The sequence below is a fragment of the Marinobacter shengliensis genome (assembly GCF_030297115.1).
GTDB lineage: Bacteria > Pseudomonadota > Gammaproteobacteria > Pseudomonadales > Oleiphilaceae > Marinobacter > Marinobacter shengliensis.
Window position 1 is genome coordinate 1,853,044 of sequence record NZ_AP028062.1, and the last position, 16,711, is coordinate 1,869,754.

General features: G+C 57.2%; 17 protein-coding genes. 5 read left to right on the forward strand and 12 right to left on the reverse strand.

Translation table 11 applies throughout. From position 1 onward, the window contains the following. Positions 1-61: 61 nt before the first annotated feature. The 4 genes from QUE75_RS08495 to QUE75_RS08510 are packed head-to-tail and all read left to right on the forward strand — an operon-like array spanning position 62 to position 4,635. Positions 62-862, forward strand: a complete 801-nt coding sequence (locus QUE75_RS08495) for a C39 family peptidase (RefSeq protein ID WP_286255128.1) — start codon at positions 62-64, stop codon at positions 860-862. Between the two features lie 56 nt (positions 863-918). Then, on the forward strand, positions 919-1,929 hold the full coding sequence (locus tag QUE75_RS08500) for a transporter (protein ID WP_286255130.1): 1,011 nt from the start codon (positions 919-921) through the stop codon (positions 1,927-1,929). Positions 1,930-1,967: 38 nt separating this feature from the next. Further along, positions 1,968-3,593: an OmpP1/FadL family transporter gene (locus QUE75_RS08505; RefSeq protein ID WP_286255132.1), complete on the forward strand. Its 1,626-nt coding sequence runs from the start codon at positions 1,968-1,970 to the stop codon at positions 3,591-3,593. 22 nt (positions 3,594-3,615) lie between these two features. Continuing rightward, on the forward strand, positions 3,616-4,635 hold the full coding sequence (locus tag QUE75_RS08510; protein ID WP_286255135.1) for a MalM family protein: 1,020 nt from the start codon (positions 3,616-3,618) through the stop codon (positions 4,633-4,635). Between the two features lie 4 nt (positions 4,636-4,639). On the opposite strand, the gene QUE75_RS08515 is transcribed toward QUE75_RS08510, so the two are convergent. Genes QUE75_RS08515 through QUE75_RS08525 form a run of 3 tightly spaced genes read right to left on the reverse strand, consistent with a single transcriptional unit; the run spans position 4,640 to position 7,040 of the window. After that, positions 4,640-5,668: a polysaccharide deacetylase family protein gene (locus QUE75_RS08515; protein WP_286255137.1), complete on the reverse strand. Its 1,029-nt coding sequence runs from the start codon at positions 5,666-5,668 to the stop codon at positions 4,640-4,642. A 34-nt stretch (positions 5,669-5,702) separates the two neighbouring features. Further along, positions 5,703-6,368, reverse strand: a complete 666-nt coding sequence (locus QUE75_RS08520) for a DNA-J related domain-containing protein (RefSeq protein WP_286255139.1) — start codon at positions 6,366-6,368, stop codon at positions 5,703-5,705. Between the two features lie 18 nt (positions 6,369-6,386). After that, the gene (locus QUE75_RS08525) at positions 6,387-7,040 is read right to left on the reverse strand and encodes a TetR/AcrR family transcriptional regulator (RefSeq protein WP_286255141.1); all 654 of its coding nucleotides are present in this window, start codon (positions 7,038-7,040) and stop codon (positions 6,387-6,389) included. Between the two features lie 73 nt (positions 7,041-7,113). Between QUE75_RS08525 and ttcA the strand changes: the two genes are divergently transcribed. Beyond that, positions 7,114-8,022 (forward strand): tRNA 2-thiocytidine(32) synthetase TtcA, encoded by a 909-nt coding sequence (ttcA, locus tag QUE75_RS08530; protein WP_152437943.1) that lies wholly within the window; start codon positions 7,114-7,116, stop codon positions 8,020-8,022. Between the two features lie 8 nt (positions 8,023-8,030). On the opposite strand, the gene QUE75_RS08535 is transcribed toward ttcA, so the two are convergent. The 9 genes from QUE75_RS08535 to ccoN all read right to left on the reverse strand — a co-directional run bounded on the left by QUE75_RS08535 (position 8,031) and on the right by ccoN (position 16,698). Next, positions 8,031-8,717 (reverse strand): sulfite exporter TauE/SafE family protein, encoded by a 687-nt coding sequence (locus QUE75_RS08535; RefSeq protein WP_286255146.1) that lies wholly within the window; start codon positions 8,715-8,717, stop codon positions 8,031-8,033. Then, the gene (gene ccoS / locus QUE75_RS08540) at positions 8,718-8,957 is read right to left on the reverse strand and encodes a cbb3-type cytochrome oxidase assembly protein CcoS (RefSeq protein WP_152437945.1); all 240 of its coding nucleotides are present in this window, start codon (positions 8,955-8,957) and stop codon (positions 8,718-8,720) included. It lies immediately after the preceding gene. A gap of 36 nt (positions 8,958-8,993) precedes the next feature. Further along, a complete protein-coding gene (locus tag QUE75_RS08545; protein ID WP_286255150.1) occupies positions 8,994-11,441 on the reverse strand; it encodes a heavy metal translocating P-type ATPase in 2,448 nt (815 codons plus the stop codon). After that, entirely contained in the window at positions 11,438-11,953 is a 516-nt protein-coding gene (locus tag QUE75_RS08550; protein ID WP_286255152.1) for a FixH family protein, read from the reverse strand. Before QUE75_RS08550 ends, QUE75_RS08545 begins: the two co-directional genes overlap by 4 nt. A 47-nt stretch (positions 11,954-12,000) precedes the next feature. Beyond that, complete coding sequence (gene ccoG, locus QUE75_RS08555) at positions 12,001-13,434, reverse strand: cytochrome c oxidase accessory protein CcoG (RefSeq protein ID WP_286255153.1); 1,434 nt, start codon at positions 13,432-13,434, stop codon at positions 12,001-12,003. Between the two features lie 128 nt (positions 13,435-13,562). After that, complete coding sequence (gene ccoP, locus QUE75_RS08560) at positions 13,563-14,453, reverse strand: cytochrome-c oxidase, cbb3-type subunit III (protein WP_286255155.1); 891 nt, start codon at positions 14,451-14,453, stop codon at positions 13,563-13,565. Beyond that, positions 14,450-14,641: a CcoQ/FixQ family Cbb3-type cytochrome c oxidase assembly chaperone gene (locus QUE75_RS08565; RefSeq protein WP_058089528.1), complete on the reverse strand. Its 192-nt coding sequence runs from the start codon at positions 14,639-14,641 to the stop codon at positions 14,450-14,452. The genes ccoP and QUE75_RS08565 overlap by 4 nt, the downstream gene beginning before the upstream one ends. A 4-nt stretch (positions 14,642-14,645) precedes the next feature. After that, positions 14,646-15,254 carry a cytochrome-c oxidase, cbb3-type subunit II gene (ccoO, locus tag QUE75_RS08570; protein WP_058089529.1) on the reverse strand — a complete coding sequence of 203 codons (609 nt, stop codon included), beginning with the start codon at positions 15,252-15,254 and terminating at the stop codon, positions 14,646-14,648. A gap of 13 nt (positions 15,255-15,267) precedes the next feature. Beyond that, positions 15,268-16,698, reverse strand: a complete 1,431-nt coding sequence (ccoN, locus tag QUE75_RS08575) for a cytochrome-c oxidase, cbb3-type subunit I (RefSeq protein ID WP_286255158.1) — start codon at positions 16,696-16,698, stop codon at positions 15,268-15,270. Positions 16,699-16,711: the final 13 nt, after the last annotated feature.

The window sequence follows — 16,711 nt, forward strand, 5'->3', positions numbered from 1 at the left end:
GTACCGTAACAACATGTAACCCGATAAGTTGCACGTCTAATAAAAACAGGGACTTTCCACGATGCTGCTGGTGCTGGCCGGATCCATTCTCACGTTCACTATGGTGCAGGAAGCCACCGAGGTTGAGCCGTTTGATCGGGGCACGATTGTTATCCAGCAGAACGTGGACCCCAGTCCGGCGCTGCTACGTTCTGATGTTCGGGTCGAGCCTCTGGTTGAACAGAAATTCCGTAACATCGTCCGTCAGGCATACGACTACAGCTGTGGCAGTGCGGCCCTGACAACCGTCCTGAATTTCTATCTGGGCAGAAACCTGTCTGAACGTCAGGTGATGGAAGGATTGCTCCACTACGGTGAGAGTGAGCGCATTGTTCAGCGCCGGGCGTTTTCAATGTTGGACATGAAACGACTGGTCACCGCCCTGGGTTATCCCTCCGGTGGCTTCCGGGCCAAGATTGATGACCTCATGGAGCTGGACCACCCCGCCATCGTTCCCATCGATCACGCCGGTTTCAAGCATTTTGTGGTGCTTAGGACCATTCGTGACGGGCGGGTATACCTGGCGGATCCTGCCGTTGGCAACATCTCCTTCACGCTCGATCAGTTCGAAGAAAAATGGGACGACAACGTTCTGTTTATCGTTTTTCCGGGTAGTGACAAGCCGCTGGATAACCTTGAACTCAAAGAAGAAGATCTGCGATTCGTGGATGACCAGACAATGACCCTGCTGGCGTTACAGCAAATGCCTGTATTCCATGAATCCACCGAAAGACGTATCCAGAATGTGCTCGAACGTCAGAAAAACAACCCGGACGGCAGCGTAGAGAATACTCGAAAACAGCTGTACTACCGCCGCAACTAATTTTCCGGGTGGCAAGCCCGGAACAGGAATAAAACCAATAAAAGTAGGGAGTCAGGATGAATCGTTGGTTAGTGCGAGGCTTTATCCTTGTTTCCGCCTCGGGTCTGCTTCCGGCCATGTCGATGGCCCAGGATGGCAATGTTGATCAGGCGCGGGAAGCGCTGGCCCGTCAGGAAGGCGATGAGGATGCCACAAGGCAGCTGGAGGAAGTGTTCCAGGCGGCGGAAAAGAACTATTCGCTGCAGAAAAAGGGCACTCACTCCCTGAACTATTCCTTTGACTACTCCTACACCGGTGACCAGCGCCTGGACCTGGCCATTACCAATGGTTCGGTTCGTAATCTCGATGTTGTGCCCTCAGCCACGCACAACTTCACCAACGCTTTCTCCTACGACTATGGCCTGCTGGATAACCTGACCATTGGCACACGTATTCCCCTGGTGGTGAAATACGACACCGAGGACGAGTTGTCAGTCTATGACTTCGGCGACATCTCCTTCACTGGCCGCTGGCAACCCTTCGCTTACGTACCGGGCAAGGTATCAACCACCTTCTTTGGAACGCTGACCTCGAAAACCGGTGTCAGCCCCTATGAAATTGACATCAAGGAGCAGCTGTCCACCGGCAGTGGATATTACTCCATCGGCGGCGGCCTCAGTATGTCCAAGGTGCTGGACCCTGTGGTGGTCTTCGGTTCGGTCAGTGCTACCTACAATATTGAAGAAGATGGTCTGGAGCAGGTCCGGGGCGCCCGCCTGCTGACCAAGGTTGAGCCCGGCTTCGGGTTGTCCGGTTCTGCCGGCTTTGCCTACTCGCTGTCCTACGACATTTCCCTGAGCATTTCAGCCCAGCTCAGTTACAGCGACGAAACCGTGCTCACGTTCCGCAATGGTGATCAAGCCGTTGCACAAGACCAGATGACCGGCTTTCTGAGCATGTCCCTGGGTACCCGGGTGAGTGACACCACCATCGTCAACACCAGCCTGGGCATCGGGCTGACCGAAGATGCTCCGGATTTCTCCCTGGGTGTATCCCTGCCCATTAATTTCTCCGGCCTCAAAGAGTGATTGGAGCTGCAGACGATTTAAGGGAAGGGAAGAACTTCATGGCACATTTCAGCCAAAAAAAGCAGCTTCTGGGAGCCGTTATCGCTGCATCCCTGTCCTGTGGCGCGCACGCGCAGCTGGCCCAGAACCTTACTATTCATCCCAAGGCTCTGGCTTTGGGAAACGCGGTGACGGCGGACCCGCCCGGCGTCATGGCCATTCATTATAATCCGGCCGGTTTGACGAGGCTGAAAGATCGTCAGCTTGAGGTAAACCTGCTGAGTATCTATCTGGATATCGATGCCGATTTCATCGCGCCGGATGGTTATGAAATCTTCGGTATCGACGGGCTTGAAATCGACCCGAACACGGGTAAACAGCGGGATCCCGTCGCCAATACTCACAGTCACACCAACAACGTAGCGCTCTACGTGCCAGGGTTCGGGATTCTGAAAGCGCCACCGGGTCCCGCAGTCGCGCCATCTGCTGGCATCAGTATCAATCCTCCGGGGTCAAAACTGACCTTTGCCAACGCCTTCTACCTGCCGCTGGCCGCCGGTTTCTATCGGGACAAGGACGACCCGGGCCGTTACCAGCCCCAGGCCACGGCATTGCAGCGCACCACCTATCTGTCGCCAAGCGTGGGTTATGAAATCAATGACCAGTGGTCGGTGGGTGCGGGTATTCACCTGTCACACATGGGCATTGCGGCCGATCAGTATATGCGTGCCCCCAACATGTTGTTGGGTGTTGCGGAAGTGCTTCAGGATGCGTTCAACTGTGAGAGTGGCGATGAGCCCCTACAGCCCTGGCTGGCCCTGTGTGGCGGTAACGTGGGCCCCTGGGATGATATTGGTGCTTTGAGCATCAATGTTCAGGAAACCATATCGCCAACCTACACCCTGGGGGTGCTCTGGGAGCCGAACGACTGGTTTCGCTGGGGGGCAAGCTATACCTCTGAAGCGGACATGAACCTCAAAGGGACGTTCGAGATCCAGTACACCGACGACTGGTCCGGTTTCTGGCAGAGTGTTAACGGTTCGGTATTGGGGGCCATTACCTCTGCCATCCTGAGCCTGCCGTCTGGGGCACCCCGGGAAGCGGGTAATGTCAGCATGGATCTGGTCTACCCACAGCATTTCCAGACCGGTATCAGTGTCGATGTTCACCCCAGGCTGACGCTGAATGCCGATGTGGGTTGGACAGACTACGCCCAGTGGGATGCCTTCGTGTTCCGCTTTGACCGTAATCTGGAGTTCCTGAACGCCGCGCGGATTCTGTCGCCCGACAACGCAACACCGAACACCCTCCGATTGCCGCTGGGCTTCAAGAGTCAGTGGAACTGGGCGTTTGGGGCTGAATTCCATGCGTCATCGCGCCTGGACTTACGGGCCGGTGTCGAGATTCGGGACTCAGTCATTCCGGATGACCAGCGCTCGATCATGGCGCCGTTCGGTGGCGCCAACCTCTACAGCATCGGAATGGGGTATAAGTGGGACAAAAAGACCGAGATCGACATGAATCTGTCTTATCTCCACTCCATCGAGACCATTCCGGCCAACACCAGCTGTAACGTGAACTGTGACAACATCACCAACATCATCTATAACCCCTATGCCGGACTGGATATAAAAACCTCGTTGCGGGTGGTTATGGCGGGGCTGAGCTTCCGGACCAAGTTCTGATTGCTGCTGGCGGGAAACGGGTATGACAACGGCTCAATTGAAATGCCTGACGGCGTTCATGGTAGCGATGGTGATGACAGGCTGCCAATCGCCTGGAGCGCCTGCGGGGGAGCGCGAGGGCTACTTCTCCTGGGTGGATGAGCAGGGGCGTGTTCAGTACACCCGCATTCCGGACGCCGAAGCCAGGCCGACATCTTCGCAGGCGGAGGGCGCCCGGCGCCCCGCTGAGCGGGAGGAACCAGCGCTTGAGCCGGATGAAGAATACACCCTCGACAGCTATCCCGATGGCGATGAGCTGGACAAAGCCGGCAATCTTCGGCCTGGTCAGCGACAACCCTATTTCACCTGGCGGGATGCCGACGGCAATGTGCGTGTCAGCTATTTTACGCCCGACACCCGTAGCGACGTTGAGAAGGGTTTGATTGCGGCACCTGTAGAGTTGAGCCCCGCCAGCGTTTATCACCGAGGTGAACGCGCCTATGCCGAGCCAGTGGAGGGTTACGATCCGGATGCCTTTGCCATACTGGGCGTCGAGCAGGAACCTGAAAGTGAGTTTGAAGCGTTCAGTCGTCACTGTTGTGGCAGTCTGTCGTCCCGCTCCACTCAGACCTGGCAAGAGGGGCGTGAATTCGGCGTCAGGCTTGAGGCGTCGTCCCCGGAACATGATTTTGACACCGGTCGCTCGCCGTTCCAGTTGATAGCCTTGCCTACCCGAGCCACCGTGCCGGCCTTTGTGGCCCGATTGAGAAGTTATGATCACAACGGCCTGGTTATTCCAAGCCTGGCCTTTCTCGACAAGGATTTTCAGCCCGTCCGGCTGGTGACCGATCTGGTCATGAATTACTCACCAGAGACCTGGCGCCGAAGGGGTTATCTGGAGGCCTGGGTGCCGGTGTTCCCGGGCCAGGGCGAGCGTTGGCTGCTGCTTTATACCCGTGAGCAGGATTTGCAGGCTCAAACCGTTGTTGAGACCCGACAGGGTCCGAAGGCGATACCGCACGTCCGGTTTGGGGAGTTCGGTATCGCCACCTTCGAAGATTAACCGCTCAGTCTTCGGGTTTCGACCGGTCCAGCCATTGTTGTGACAACCAATAGAAGCTGCCCTGGCCGGCGGGGTGGGTGCAGTTGTAGCGGAAGCGCCGGCTTTGCCCGGCTTTGGGGGCCTGAACCCGGACGACGCCGTCAACCACGTCGAAGTCGATCCGGCCCTGGCCGGTGGCAAAGCAGGTGAGCCGGTTGGCATCCAGTTTGTCGCCCAGTGGGAAGGTCAGTAGGGGCGGGTTCTTATCCAGAATACCATCTGGCAGGTCTTTGGCAGGGGCAGGGAAGCCTTTGCTCAATAGCTTGTCTTTCAGGCTGCCAAGCTGGCCGTAGGGGTTGGCCATGGGGAACCTGGGCAGGCGTGTCTCGTGTGACCAACGGCCAATGGCACCGGATTGCTGCCCGTAGCCGTACCAGCCTCGCTCCGCCAGTTTGGCTTCCAGGGCTTCGTCATACTCGCCGTAAGGATAGGCAAACATCGGCTCTTCAACGTTCAGTCTTTCCTTGAGAACCTTCTGGGCAACATCCAGGCTGCGGGTTACCCGTTCTGCCCACACGGCTTCGGGTTCATCGATCTTGCGTGCCAGGTGCCCATGGTCTGTGCTGTGGTTGGCAATGGTCACGCTTTCATGGCTACCCAGTTCCCTGAGTTCGTCCCACGTCATGTAGCCCCTTGAACCGATGGCATCAGTATTCACGAAAATCGTATAGGGCATATCGAAACGTTCGAGAAGGGGAGCCGCTGCGCTGTAGACGGATTCATAGGCATCGTCAAACGTGATGGCAATCTGCTGGCGGCTATCCAGCTCGCCTGCCAATGCCTGCCGGGTACCTACCAGAAGGGGCACCACCTCCAGTTCCAGGTCTGCGATCATCTGCAGCTGGGCTTTAAACAGTGACCGGGAGGTACTGGTTGATGCCGGCGTACTGTCGTCCACGTGATGGTATTGCAGAACCACCAGATCCGCTTTTGCGCTGGCGCCCGCCATGGAGAGGGCGGTGATCATCATAAGGAACGTAAACCGTTTGATCATGATCGTCGTCTGTCCTGAATATCGGTTAAATGGATTATGCGTAGTGTGCTTTCAAGACCGAAAAGGCCTCATTAAGTTTCTGGACTGCTTCGGTATTGCCGCCCCGGTCCGGGTGAGCCTGCATCACCAGCTTACGAAATCGCTGTTTGATCGGAGAGAAGTGTTCAGGCAGTTCGGTAAAACCGAGTGTTCCGGCAGCCTCTGATACCGCCGACAGGTCTGGCCGTGTGCGGCACTGCCCACGCCAGAAGTTATCCATCATCTGGTGGATGGTTGCTTCGGGCATATGATACTGGGACAGATCCAGATAGAACGCCCTGAGTTTGTCTTCTTCCCCCGGCAATCCATCACCAGCAACGGTTTGCTGCTTGGTAATGGTCAGGCGCAACGGTGAAATCAGCAGCGACTCCCCACCGGGAGCCAGTTGGTCCCGCAGTCGGTAGAGTACGTGAAAGAGCAGAAAATGCACCGGGTAGAGCTGATCCGGTTCGTGGTAATTGACGCTGCCAATCAGCGCCCAGGGTTCTGCCTGAAGCGCCTTGATCAGCTCCAGCTCACTTAATCCGCCTGGCCCCGCCTGGCGTAGCTCATGCTCTACCGCCACCAGCAAGTGCTCGGTGTGTTGCTCCAGCCATCGCAGTTCTGAGCTGGAGACAGTGGGATCCGGTTCTGTTGCGGTCACGTCTGGGGAAGTCATCATGACTCCATGGTATGCGACTCAGCCCTGGCTTGAAAGCTCGGCCATGGCGGGTAGCCCGCCCAGGAACAGCTCGGTGGAGAAACGGGCCGCCTTCTCGGCCTCCTGCTGAGCAAGCTCCGGCTCTTGATGTGTGCGCCTGGCCACCACTGTACTGATGTCATAGGCAACACCGAAGAAAGCTGCGCACAGGTACTCCGGGTCGAGATCCGGCAGCAGGCCCCTGGTGATGGCGTCACGCACGTCTTCTTCCAGTGATAACATGGCCAGGCCTAGAATGTCTGAGCCGAACAGATCCCGCAAGGCGCGTTGGTTCTGGTGCGCCAGTTCATAGATCGCCGGGTCTCTGGCGGTGGCGGAATAGAGTGCCAGGTAGGCGTAGTAGATAAAGTCGCGAGTTGAGCTGGCGGACCGGCGGTAGCGGCTCATGTCTTCATTAAGGTGACTCAGGAAATCCGTCAGAAGTGCGGCAAAGATGTCCTGTTTGCTGGAGAAGTAATTGTAGAAGGTACCCGCCGCCAGGCCGGTTCTGCGGACCATGTCACGGATGGTGGAGTTATCGTAGCCATTTTCGCGAAAGCACTCCCTGGCCGCGACCAGTATGGCATTGCGGTTGCGGATCCGGTTCATTGCCCGTTTTCCGCCAACGTCGTTGCTCAATTTCAACATATCCATGTTGCTATCCTGTCCCTGATACTTTGTGACGCGTATAATTGCCCGCTCACTTATCCTGTGAACGTGCGAGAGTATGTCCCAAGCAATGACCGCCAATCCCGAACTGACCGCTGTTTCTGAGCAGGATCGTCGCCAGAAACTGGAACTGAACAAACTGCAGAAACGCCTGCGCCGGGAAGTCGGGCAGGCCATTGCCGATTTTTCGATGATCGAAGCCGGCGACAAGGTCATGTGCTGCCTGTCAGGTGGCAAGGATTCCTACGCCATGCTGGATATCCTGCTGAACCTTCAGAAAAGCGCGCCGGTCGACTTCGAACTGATTGCTGTGAACCTTGACCAGAAACAACCGGGTTTTCCTGAGCATGTGCTCCCGGAATACCTGAAGTCCCTGAGCATCGAGTATCACATCATCGAAAAAGACACCTACAGTATTGTTAAGGAAAAAGTTCCTGAAGGGAAGACCACTTGCGGACTGTGTTCACGCTTGCGCCGGGGAATTCTCTACAATTTTGCGGAAGAGCACGGTGTCACCAAGATTGCGTTGGGCCACCACCGGGATGATATGCTCGAAACCCTGTTCCTGAACATGTTTTACGGGGGCAAACTCAAGTCCATGCCGCCGGTATTGCACAGTGATGACGGACGCAATACCGTGATTCGTCCGCTGGCCTATGCCCGCGAGAAAGACATTGCCCGATACGCCTCACTGCGAGAATACCCCATTATTCCGTGTAACCTGTGCGGCTCCCAGGAGAACCTCCAGCGCCAGGTGATCAAGGACATGTTCCAGACCTGGGACAAGCAGCATCCGGGCCGCCTGGAAACCATGTTCCGGGCTTTGTGCAATGTGGAGCCTTCACACCTGGCTGATCCGAATCTATACGATTTCAAGGAAGGCAAACGGTTGGGGGGCAAGCGCCAGGCGGTGCAGACAGCCAGCCCTGAGCCGGACTACGGCCGATTGGATGTGCTGAATCTCTGAAGGTCGGCTCAGTGCATCAAGGCCTGGAACGGAAGCGTCCATAATCCGAACAGGATGAGCAGCGCTCCACTGATTCTGCGGAACCCCCGGTTGCCCTGAAGGTTGCGAATCCAGTTGGCGGCGTAGCCGGTGCCCAGCATCGATGGCAGGGTGCCAAGACCAAAGAACAGCATGGTGAGGGCGGCAGCGCCAATCGTGGGTTGCAGGGCTGCCCAGCCCAGGGTGCTATAAACGAGACCACAGGGTAACCAGCCCCAAAGCGCGCCCAGGGCCAGGGCCTGGCCGGAATTGTTGACGGGAATAAAGCGGCGGGTCAGCGGGGCCAGTCGTTTCCACACCGGGGCCCCCACCTTCTCTACAAATCGAATTCCCTGCCACCACTGGCCCATCGACAGCCCCATAAAGATCAGCAGCAGCCCGGCCAGGGTCATCAACAAAAGGGCCGCCCAGCGCCACTGGCCCGCCGCGCTGGTACTGAAAATGGCAATCAAAGCGGCAATCAGCGCGTAGCTTCCAACCCGGCCCAGATTGAAGGCCAGCAACATCACGGTCTGGCGCAGCCGGAACCCTTTGCCCACCGGCAGGGTCATCGACAGCGAGGCACTGATCCCACCGCACATTCCCAGACAATGGGTGCTCCCCAGCAGCCCGATCAGAAACGCACTGGAGTAACTGAGGTAGAGTTCAGGTTGCATTCAGGCTTTGTCTTCCGGATCGCTCTGTTTCGAAGAAGGCTCGGGGTCGGTATCGTCTGAACGGGCTTTATCCTGACGCGCTTCGTCAGGAATCATGTCTTTGTCGTCGTCATAGAGAATCCGGTGCGCAGGGCCTTCCAGATCATCGTATTGGCCGTTCTTCACCGCCCAGGAAAACAGCACGACCCCCAGTGCCACCAGAACCAGCATCAGGGGGACGAGGAACATGACTATCTGCACGATGCGCTCCTAAACGATAAGTAGATGATTACGGTATCAAGCCGTAGCATGAGAGCCAACTGTATCAGGTTCCTGGCCGGACCTCTTTGAGGATGTGCCAAGCCGCAAGGCATTAAGCACGACCAAAAGAGAGCTGGCCGACATACCGATGGCCGCCATCCATGGGGTGACCAGGCCTGCTGCTGCGAGGGGCAGGGCGGCGACATTGTAGGCAAGCGCCCAGAGCATGTTCTGCCGAATGATCCTGCGGGTCTGCTGGCTTGCCTTGATCGCCTGGAGCAGTTGCATCAGCTGACCATTCATCAGCACTGCATCGGCTTTTAGCTGGGTCAGGTCGGCGGCGGTGCCCATAGCGACCGAGATACCCGCTCCGGCCATGGAGGGGAGGTCGTTCAGGCCATCGCCCACCATCATTACCTTGTGACCTTCATCGCGAAGCTGATCGAGCACCGCCAGCTTCTGTTCCGGTGAGGCTTCGCCAATCGCCGTTTTGATACCCAGTGCCTCAGCAACCTGCTGGACATGGGCCGATCGATCACCACTGAGGAGCAGGGTCCGTATTCCGGCTTGATTGAGTGCCTTGATGGCTTGCCCGGCATCTTCGCGAATTTGATCATCCAGTTGGAAGCTGGCGAGCCATTGATCGGCGGTAGCGAGCCAGATTTCCATGCCAGAAGCAATTTCCGCATGGGGGGGCGGAGCGGAAGTGTGTTGCTCAACGAACGCCTTGTGACCGATAAACACGGGCTTGCCATTAAAAGTACCAGACAAACCTCCGCCCAGATGGTTGTTCACATTCTCCACGGCCACCGATGCACATTCGTGAAAAACTCTGGCGATCGGATGTTCGGAGTGTTTTTCCAGGCCGGCTGCGAGTTTCTGACAGCTGGCTTGGTCCATGTCACCGAAGGTCTGGCTACCAGTCAGAGTCAGCTCGCCACGAGTCAAGGTGCCGGTTTTATCGAACACCACGGTGTCGATGCTGTACAGGGATTCCAGAGTGTGGCCTTTGGTGGGCAGGAAGCCGAGTTTTCGCAAGCGCATGGTGGCCGAGGTGAGTGCTGTTGGTGTTGCGAGAGAGAGGGCGCAGGGGCAGGTAACCACCAGCACGGACAAGGCGATGTCGAAGGCGTTACCGGCGCCGGCTAGAACCCAGCCGCCCCAGACAAGGGGCGTCAGTATCAGTACCTGGCGAATAAACTTGCCAGCGATGCGATCTGCCAGGCGCGCCACCGGAGGCTTCTCCGACTGAACCCGGTCCAGTATCCGCAGGATTCCGGAAAGCCGGGTTTCCGCACCGGCTTTGACCACCCGGATATCCAGCGGATTCTCGCCGTTGATGCTACCGGCATGAACGGTATCGCCGGGCCCCCGGGATTCAGGCAGGTACTCGCCGGTCAGGGCGGCTTCGTTGAGGGTAGATTCACCAGACACGATCTCTCCGTCCACCGGCAGTGTCTCGCCCGGGCGTACACGGATAATATCGCCAGGTTTGACTTCGTGGGCCGGCACCAGATCTGTCTCGCCATCCCGTACCATGGCGGCGACGGTTGGCTGGAATCCGGCCAGGGCGCCGCCTGTCAGGCCCGCGCGGTAGCGGGCCTGGACTTCCACGTAGCGCCCCAGCAGAAGGAAAAAGGTAAACATGCATACGGATTCGAAATACACCTCTTCGCCACCGAACACAGTGACCCAGGCACTGGCCACATAGGCGAGGCCGATAGCAATGGCCACGGGCACATCCATGGTCAGATGGCGGGTGGTCAGGTCGCGCCAGGCGTTCTCGAAAAACGGTCGGGCACTGTACAGCAACACTGGCGTTGCCACGATCAGGCTGAACCACCGAAAGAAGCTGACGTATTCCGGAGATAACTCACTGATCAGCTCAAAATAGAGCGGGAACGCCAGCATCATGGTCTGGAACGAACCGGCGCCGGCAACTAACAGCCGGATGAGCATGGTGCGGTGCTCGGCTTTCAGGGTCTGCTCGGCTTCGTCGGCCTGGTAGGGGCGAGCGGTATAGCCAAGCTGGTGGATGGCAATCAGCAGATCGCTGAGGCGGGTCTGATCCTGTGCCCACACCAGGCGCGCTCTCTGGGTACTGTGATTAATCGAGAAAGCCTGAACACCGGGGTGTTGCTTGAGGTGGTTCTCCAGCAACCAGATACAGGCCGCGCAGGTGATGCCGCTGATCAGCAGGTTCGCTTCCTGCCCGCCTTTTACCGGGACGACGAAGGATTTCTGGACCAGCGGGTGGTCCAGCTCCTTCAGGCGATCGGTTTCTGAACGGGTCAGCTCCCGCGGGGTAACGGCGGGTTCTGTTCGAAACTGATAGAAGCCTGTGAGCCCTTCGTTATGAATGGTTTCGCACACAGCCTTACAACCCTGGCAACAGAAGGGCCGGGTTTCGCCATCAAGTTCCAGGGTTATCGGCGGGTGGCCGTCCGCTGGCTCACCGCAATGGAAGCATTTCAGGCCACTCACCCCTGGGTGGAGCTGGTCGCTTTCAGGGCGATTTTGTCGGACGCCGGCAGCCAGAATTCGCCTTTCACACGCCAGTCGTTGTCTGGGCCCTGCAGGTCGTAGTACCAGCGGCCGTCCATATCCTCAATCAGGTTACCGGTATACTCTCCGGCGGCCATTCGACGAAACTGGATGGTACGATCCCGCTCCGACATGGTCGGGTGGTATAGGTTGAGAACCAGATACGGGTAGTCTGCTGCGCCTTCTTTGCTTTGAAGAGTCAGGCGTGCAGAGCGCTCGTCCACGGTCAGTCCGCCTTTCAGACCAAGATCCAGGGCTTTCTGGTCCCGTGCGATGGCCATATTGATGCCGCGGCCTTCACGGGAGTAGTCATCCGTCACCATGGAAGGAGAAAGAATGCTGCCCACCGTCAGGATGGTGATACCGGAAATAATTGCAGCGATTGGAAATATCGTCAAAAACCAGAACCAGGGTTGGCGATACCAGGGTGCTACGGGGGTGTTGTCAGTCATTACGCTATCAACTCTTGTCAGTGTATCGGGTCTCGGCTCACGATATCCTATCGCGGCCTTGGACCAACAAAACGGCTTTCAGTTTCAAGAATAAGTGATGGATCTGTTTCGGACTCCGCATAGAAACGGATGGTGTTATTGGTGTCCGGGATAGATTCGGGCGGAACATCCACGACGGTCGGCAGCGAGCGGATTTCAGAGCTGGCAACTGTGACGTTGGTTGTTGTCAGAATCCGGATGCCCTCAAGCCCCTCAACCGACAGGTTGAAGGTCTGGGGAACCTCCGACATGTTCTGGATTTTTATCGTGTACGAGTTCTCAACGTGGCCTTCGCCGTTGAAGCTGAAAAGCGCGCCACGGTCACGCAGTACGTCCATTTTGGCCGGTACCCGCGTGACCAGAGTGAAAATAATCGCTCCGATCATCAGGGTCAGAACGGCACCGTAGCCAAAGGTCCTTGGCCGCAGAAGCTTGGAGGTTTTGCCTTCCAGCTCGTTCTCGGTGGTGTATCGGATAAGCCCTTTGGGGTAATCCATTTTTTCCATGACTTCATCGCAGGCGTCGATACACAGCGCGCAGCCGATGCATTCATACTGCAAGCCATCGCGGATATCGATACCTGTGGGGCATACCTGCACGCACTGGCCGCAGTCAATGCAGTCACCCAGGCCCACGTCTGCGGGATTGACGCTTTTCTTACGGCCACCACGAGGCTCGCCCCGGTTTGGGTCATAGGAGACAATCCGGGTGTTCGGGTCGAACATGACCGACTGGAAACGGGCATACGGGCACATGTACAGGCAAACCTGCTCGCGCATCCAGCCTGCGTTCAGGTAGGTGGCGACAGTGAAGAACGCTACCCAGAAATAGGCCCAGCCATTGGCCTGAAGGGTGAACAGATCAACGATCAGTTCCCGGATCGGGTAGAAATAACCTACAAAGGTAAGGCCCGTTGCCAGAGCGACAAACAGCCACAAGCTGTGCTTGATGGTTTTCTTGGTGACCTTTTCCGTTGAGTTGGGGGCTTTGTCGAGCTTCATGCGCTTGTTACGGCTGCCTTCAACTTTCTCCTCGATCCACATGAAGATGAAGGTCCAGACCGTCTGGGGGCAGGTATAACCGCACCAGACCCGGCCAAACAAAGTGGTAACGAAGAACAGGCCAAAGGCACAGATAATCAGCATGCCCGAGAGCAGAAAAAAGTCTTTGGGGAAGAAGGTCACGCCATACAGGTGGAATTCCCGTGCCGGCAGATCAAAGTGAATCAGCGGCTGGCCATCGAGTGTTAGCCACACAAATAGAAAGTACATACCCATGAGCAGTGTCAGGCTGACGTTGCGGATCTTCTGGAACGTGCCTTTCACTTCCTTGACGTAAATCTTCTTACGGCTGGCGTAGAGATCGACGGTTTCCGGCTTGTTGTTTTTATTGGGAGGCTCGGAGGAGGGGTCTACCTGGGTGACCGGAATTTCATTGCTCATGGGTACCTCCCGAAAGATGTAGTGCTGGGAGCGGGCCTCGGAGGGTCAGCTGATCTTCTCAAGCCTGTACCCGCGGGGCAGGTACAGGGTTGAGAAGACCGGGCCGGGATACTCCCGGCCGGTCTGGCTCAGTTTGACAGGCTGTAAACGTAGGCTGCCAGGATCTGGATCTGATCGTCTGTCAGACGGCCTTCCTGAGCTGGCATCTCGTTCTGGCGACCGTGTTCGACGGTCTCACGGATCCACTCGTAGGTAGAGCCGTACAGCCAGATGTTGTCGGTCAGGTTGGGCGCACCCATGGCAGTCATGCCGGTTCCATCGGCACCGTGACAAGCCGCGCAGGCCTGCTGGTAAACCGCTTCACCCGCTTTTGCAGCCTCGGCATCCCGCTCACGACCACTGTAGCTGAGTACAAAATTAACCACCTGATCAACCTGCTGGCTGGTCATGTTGGGCATGACACCCTTGGCCGGCATGTTGCCCTGACGACCTTTGGCGATGCTGTGCCAGATTTGCTCGGGTTCACCGCCCCACAGCCAGTCGTCGTCGGTCAGGTTGGGGAAGCCTACCTGGCCTCTAGCCGCTGTACCGTGGCACACCGAGCAGTTGTTGGCATACAAACGCTGGCCGATCTTCATGGCGTCTTCGTTCTGCGCCAGCTCCGGGATCGGGGTATCGCCAAACTGGGCATAGATTTCACCATACCTGGCATCGGCTTTTGCAACTTCCGCTTCCCACTGGTTAGTGGAAGTCCAGCCCAGCAGGCCTTTATAGTTACCCAGGCCCGGGTAGAGTGCCAGATAGCCCAATGCGAACACGCAAGTAGCAACGAACAGGTAGAACCACCACTTTGGCAGCGGGTTGTCATACTCTTCGATGCCATCGAAGGAATGGCCCATTGTGCGATCGGTTTCGGTATCGGTCGTCTGACTCTTGCGGGTGGCCCAGAGCAGCCACCAGCAGCCAAAGACGGTACCGAGCACGATCACGCTGATCCAGATGCTCCAGAAGGTACTCATTGTTTCTTCTCCGTTTTTTCCTGTTCGAGCGTACGCTTGGCTACTTCATCGTCGTCATCGGAGAAGGGCAGCTTTGAGGCTTCCTCATTCGCCTTCTTTCGGTGGGCGCTGAACGCCCACCAAATGATGCCGAGAAAAATCGCCATGATGACCAGCGAGTGTATGCCGCGTAACTCATTAATATCCATGGGATCACCGTTTGTCTGAAATCACAGTACCCAGCTGTTGCAGGTATGCGACCAGTGCTTCGATTTCAAACTTGCCTTCGATGTCTGAGGCAGCACTTGCTACCTGCTCGTCGGTATAAGGCACGCCGAGGGTCTGCAGTGTTCTCATTCGGGCTTCGATGGTGGTGTGCTTCACACGGTTATCAAACAGCCAGGGGAATGCCGGCATGTTGGACTCAGGCACCACGCTGCGCGGATCGTACAGGTGCTGGCGCTGCCAGGCATCGGAGTAACGACCACCCACGCGGGCCAGGTCAGGACCGGTGCGCTTGGATCCCCACAGGAACGGGCGGTCATAAACGAACTCGCCCGCCACAGAGTAGTGGCCATAACGCTCGGTTTCCGCCCGGAACGGGCGAATCTGCTGGGTATGGCACACGTGGCAGCCCTCGCGGATGTAGATGTCCCGGCCTTCCAGTTCCAGTGCGGACAGCGGTTCCAGGCCATCAACGGGCTGGTTCACGTCCTTCTGGAAGAACAGGGGCACTACTTCGGCCAGAAAGCCGCCGCTGATGACCACCACAATCAGGACGATCATCAGGCCAAGGTTCTTTTCTACTATTTCGTGTCTCATCTGGTCTCTCCCCTTACGCCGCTTGAACGGCAGCGTTGTCCTGTGCTGCGGCTTCTTTCTGGCGTACGGTCATGTACACGTTGTAAGCCATGATCAGCATGCCGGCCAGGAAGATGGCGCCACCAATAAACCGGACGAAATAGCCGGGGTAGGACGCTTCCAGAGATTCAACGAAGCTGTAGGTCAGAGTGCCGTCTTCGTTAACTGCGCGCCACATCAGGCCCTGCATGATGCCGTTAACCCACATGGCAACGATGTACAGGACGGTACCAACAGTAGCCAGCCAGAAGTGAACGTTGATCAGCGCACTGCTGTACATGGCTTGCAGGCCCCACAGTTTCGGGACCAGGTGATAGACGGCGCCGATACTGATCATGGCTACCCAGCCGAGGGCACCGGAGTGCACGTGGCCGATGGTCCAGTCAGTGTTGTGGGACAGTGCGTTAACGGTCTTGATGGACATCATCGGGCCTTCGAAGGTCGACATGCCGTAGAAGGACAGGGAGACCACCAGGAACCGCAGGATCGGATCGGTACGCAGTTTGTGCCAGGCGCCAGACAGGGTCATCATGCCGTTAATCATGCCGCCCCAGGACGGAGCCAGCAGGATCAGGGACATCACCATGCCCGCAGTCTGTGCCCAGTCAGGCAGGGCAGAGTAGTGCAGGTGGTGGCCGCCGGCCCACACATAGGTGGTGATCAGCGCCCAGAAGTGCACGATCGACAAGCGGTAGGAATAAACCGGACGGTTCGCCTGCTTGGGTACGAAATAGTACATCATGCCCAGGAAGCCGGCGGTCAGGAAGAAGCCAACGGCGTTGTGGCCGTACCACCATTGCATCATGGCGTCAGTGACACCCGCGTACGCCGAGTAGGATTTCCAGGCGGTAGCTGGCAGAGCCATGTTGTTACCGATGTGCAGAACTGCCACGGTAATGATGAATGCGCCGTAGAACCAGTTGGCCACATAGATGTGCGGTGTGCTGCGCTTCATCACGGTGCCGAAGAACACCAGAGCGTAGGTTACCCACACGATGGCAATGGCGATATCAATCGGCCATTCCAGCTCTGCGTATTCCTTGGAAGACGTGATGCCCAGTGGCAAGGTAATGGCGGCCGATACAATGATCGCCTGCCAGCCCCAGAATGTGAACGCTGCCATACCATCGGAGAACAGGCGGGCCTGACAGGTCCGCTGTACTACGTAGTAAGAGGTAGCAAACAGGGCACTTCCACCAAAGCCGAAGATGACGGCGTTGGTGTGCAGCGGCCGCAGGCGACCGAAGTGAGTCCAGGGCAGATCGAGGTTGAGGGATGGCCAAACCAGCTGTGCTGCAATCAGCACACCCAGAGCCATGCCTACAATACCCCATACCACTGTCATGATGGCGAATTGTCTCACCACCTTGTAGTTGTATGTCAGGTTTGCATTTACTGTGCTCATAGCCTTACCAATG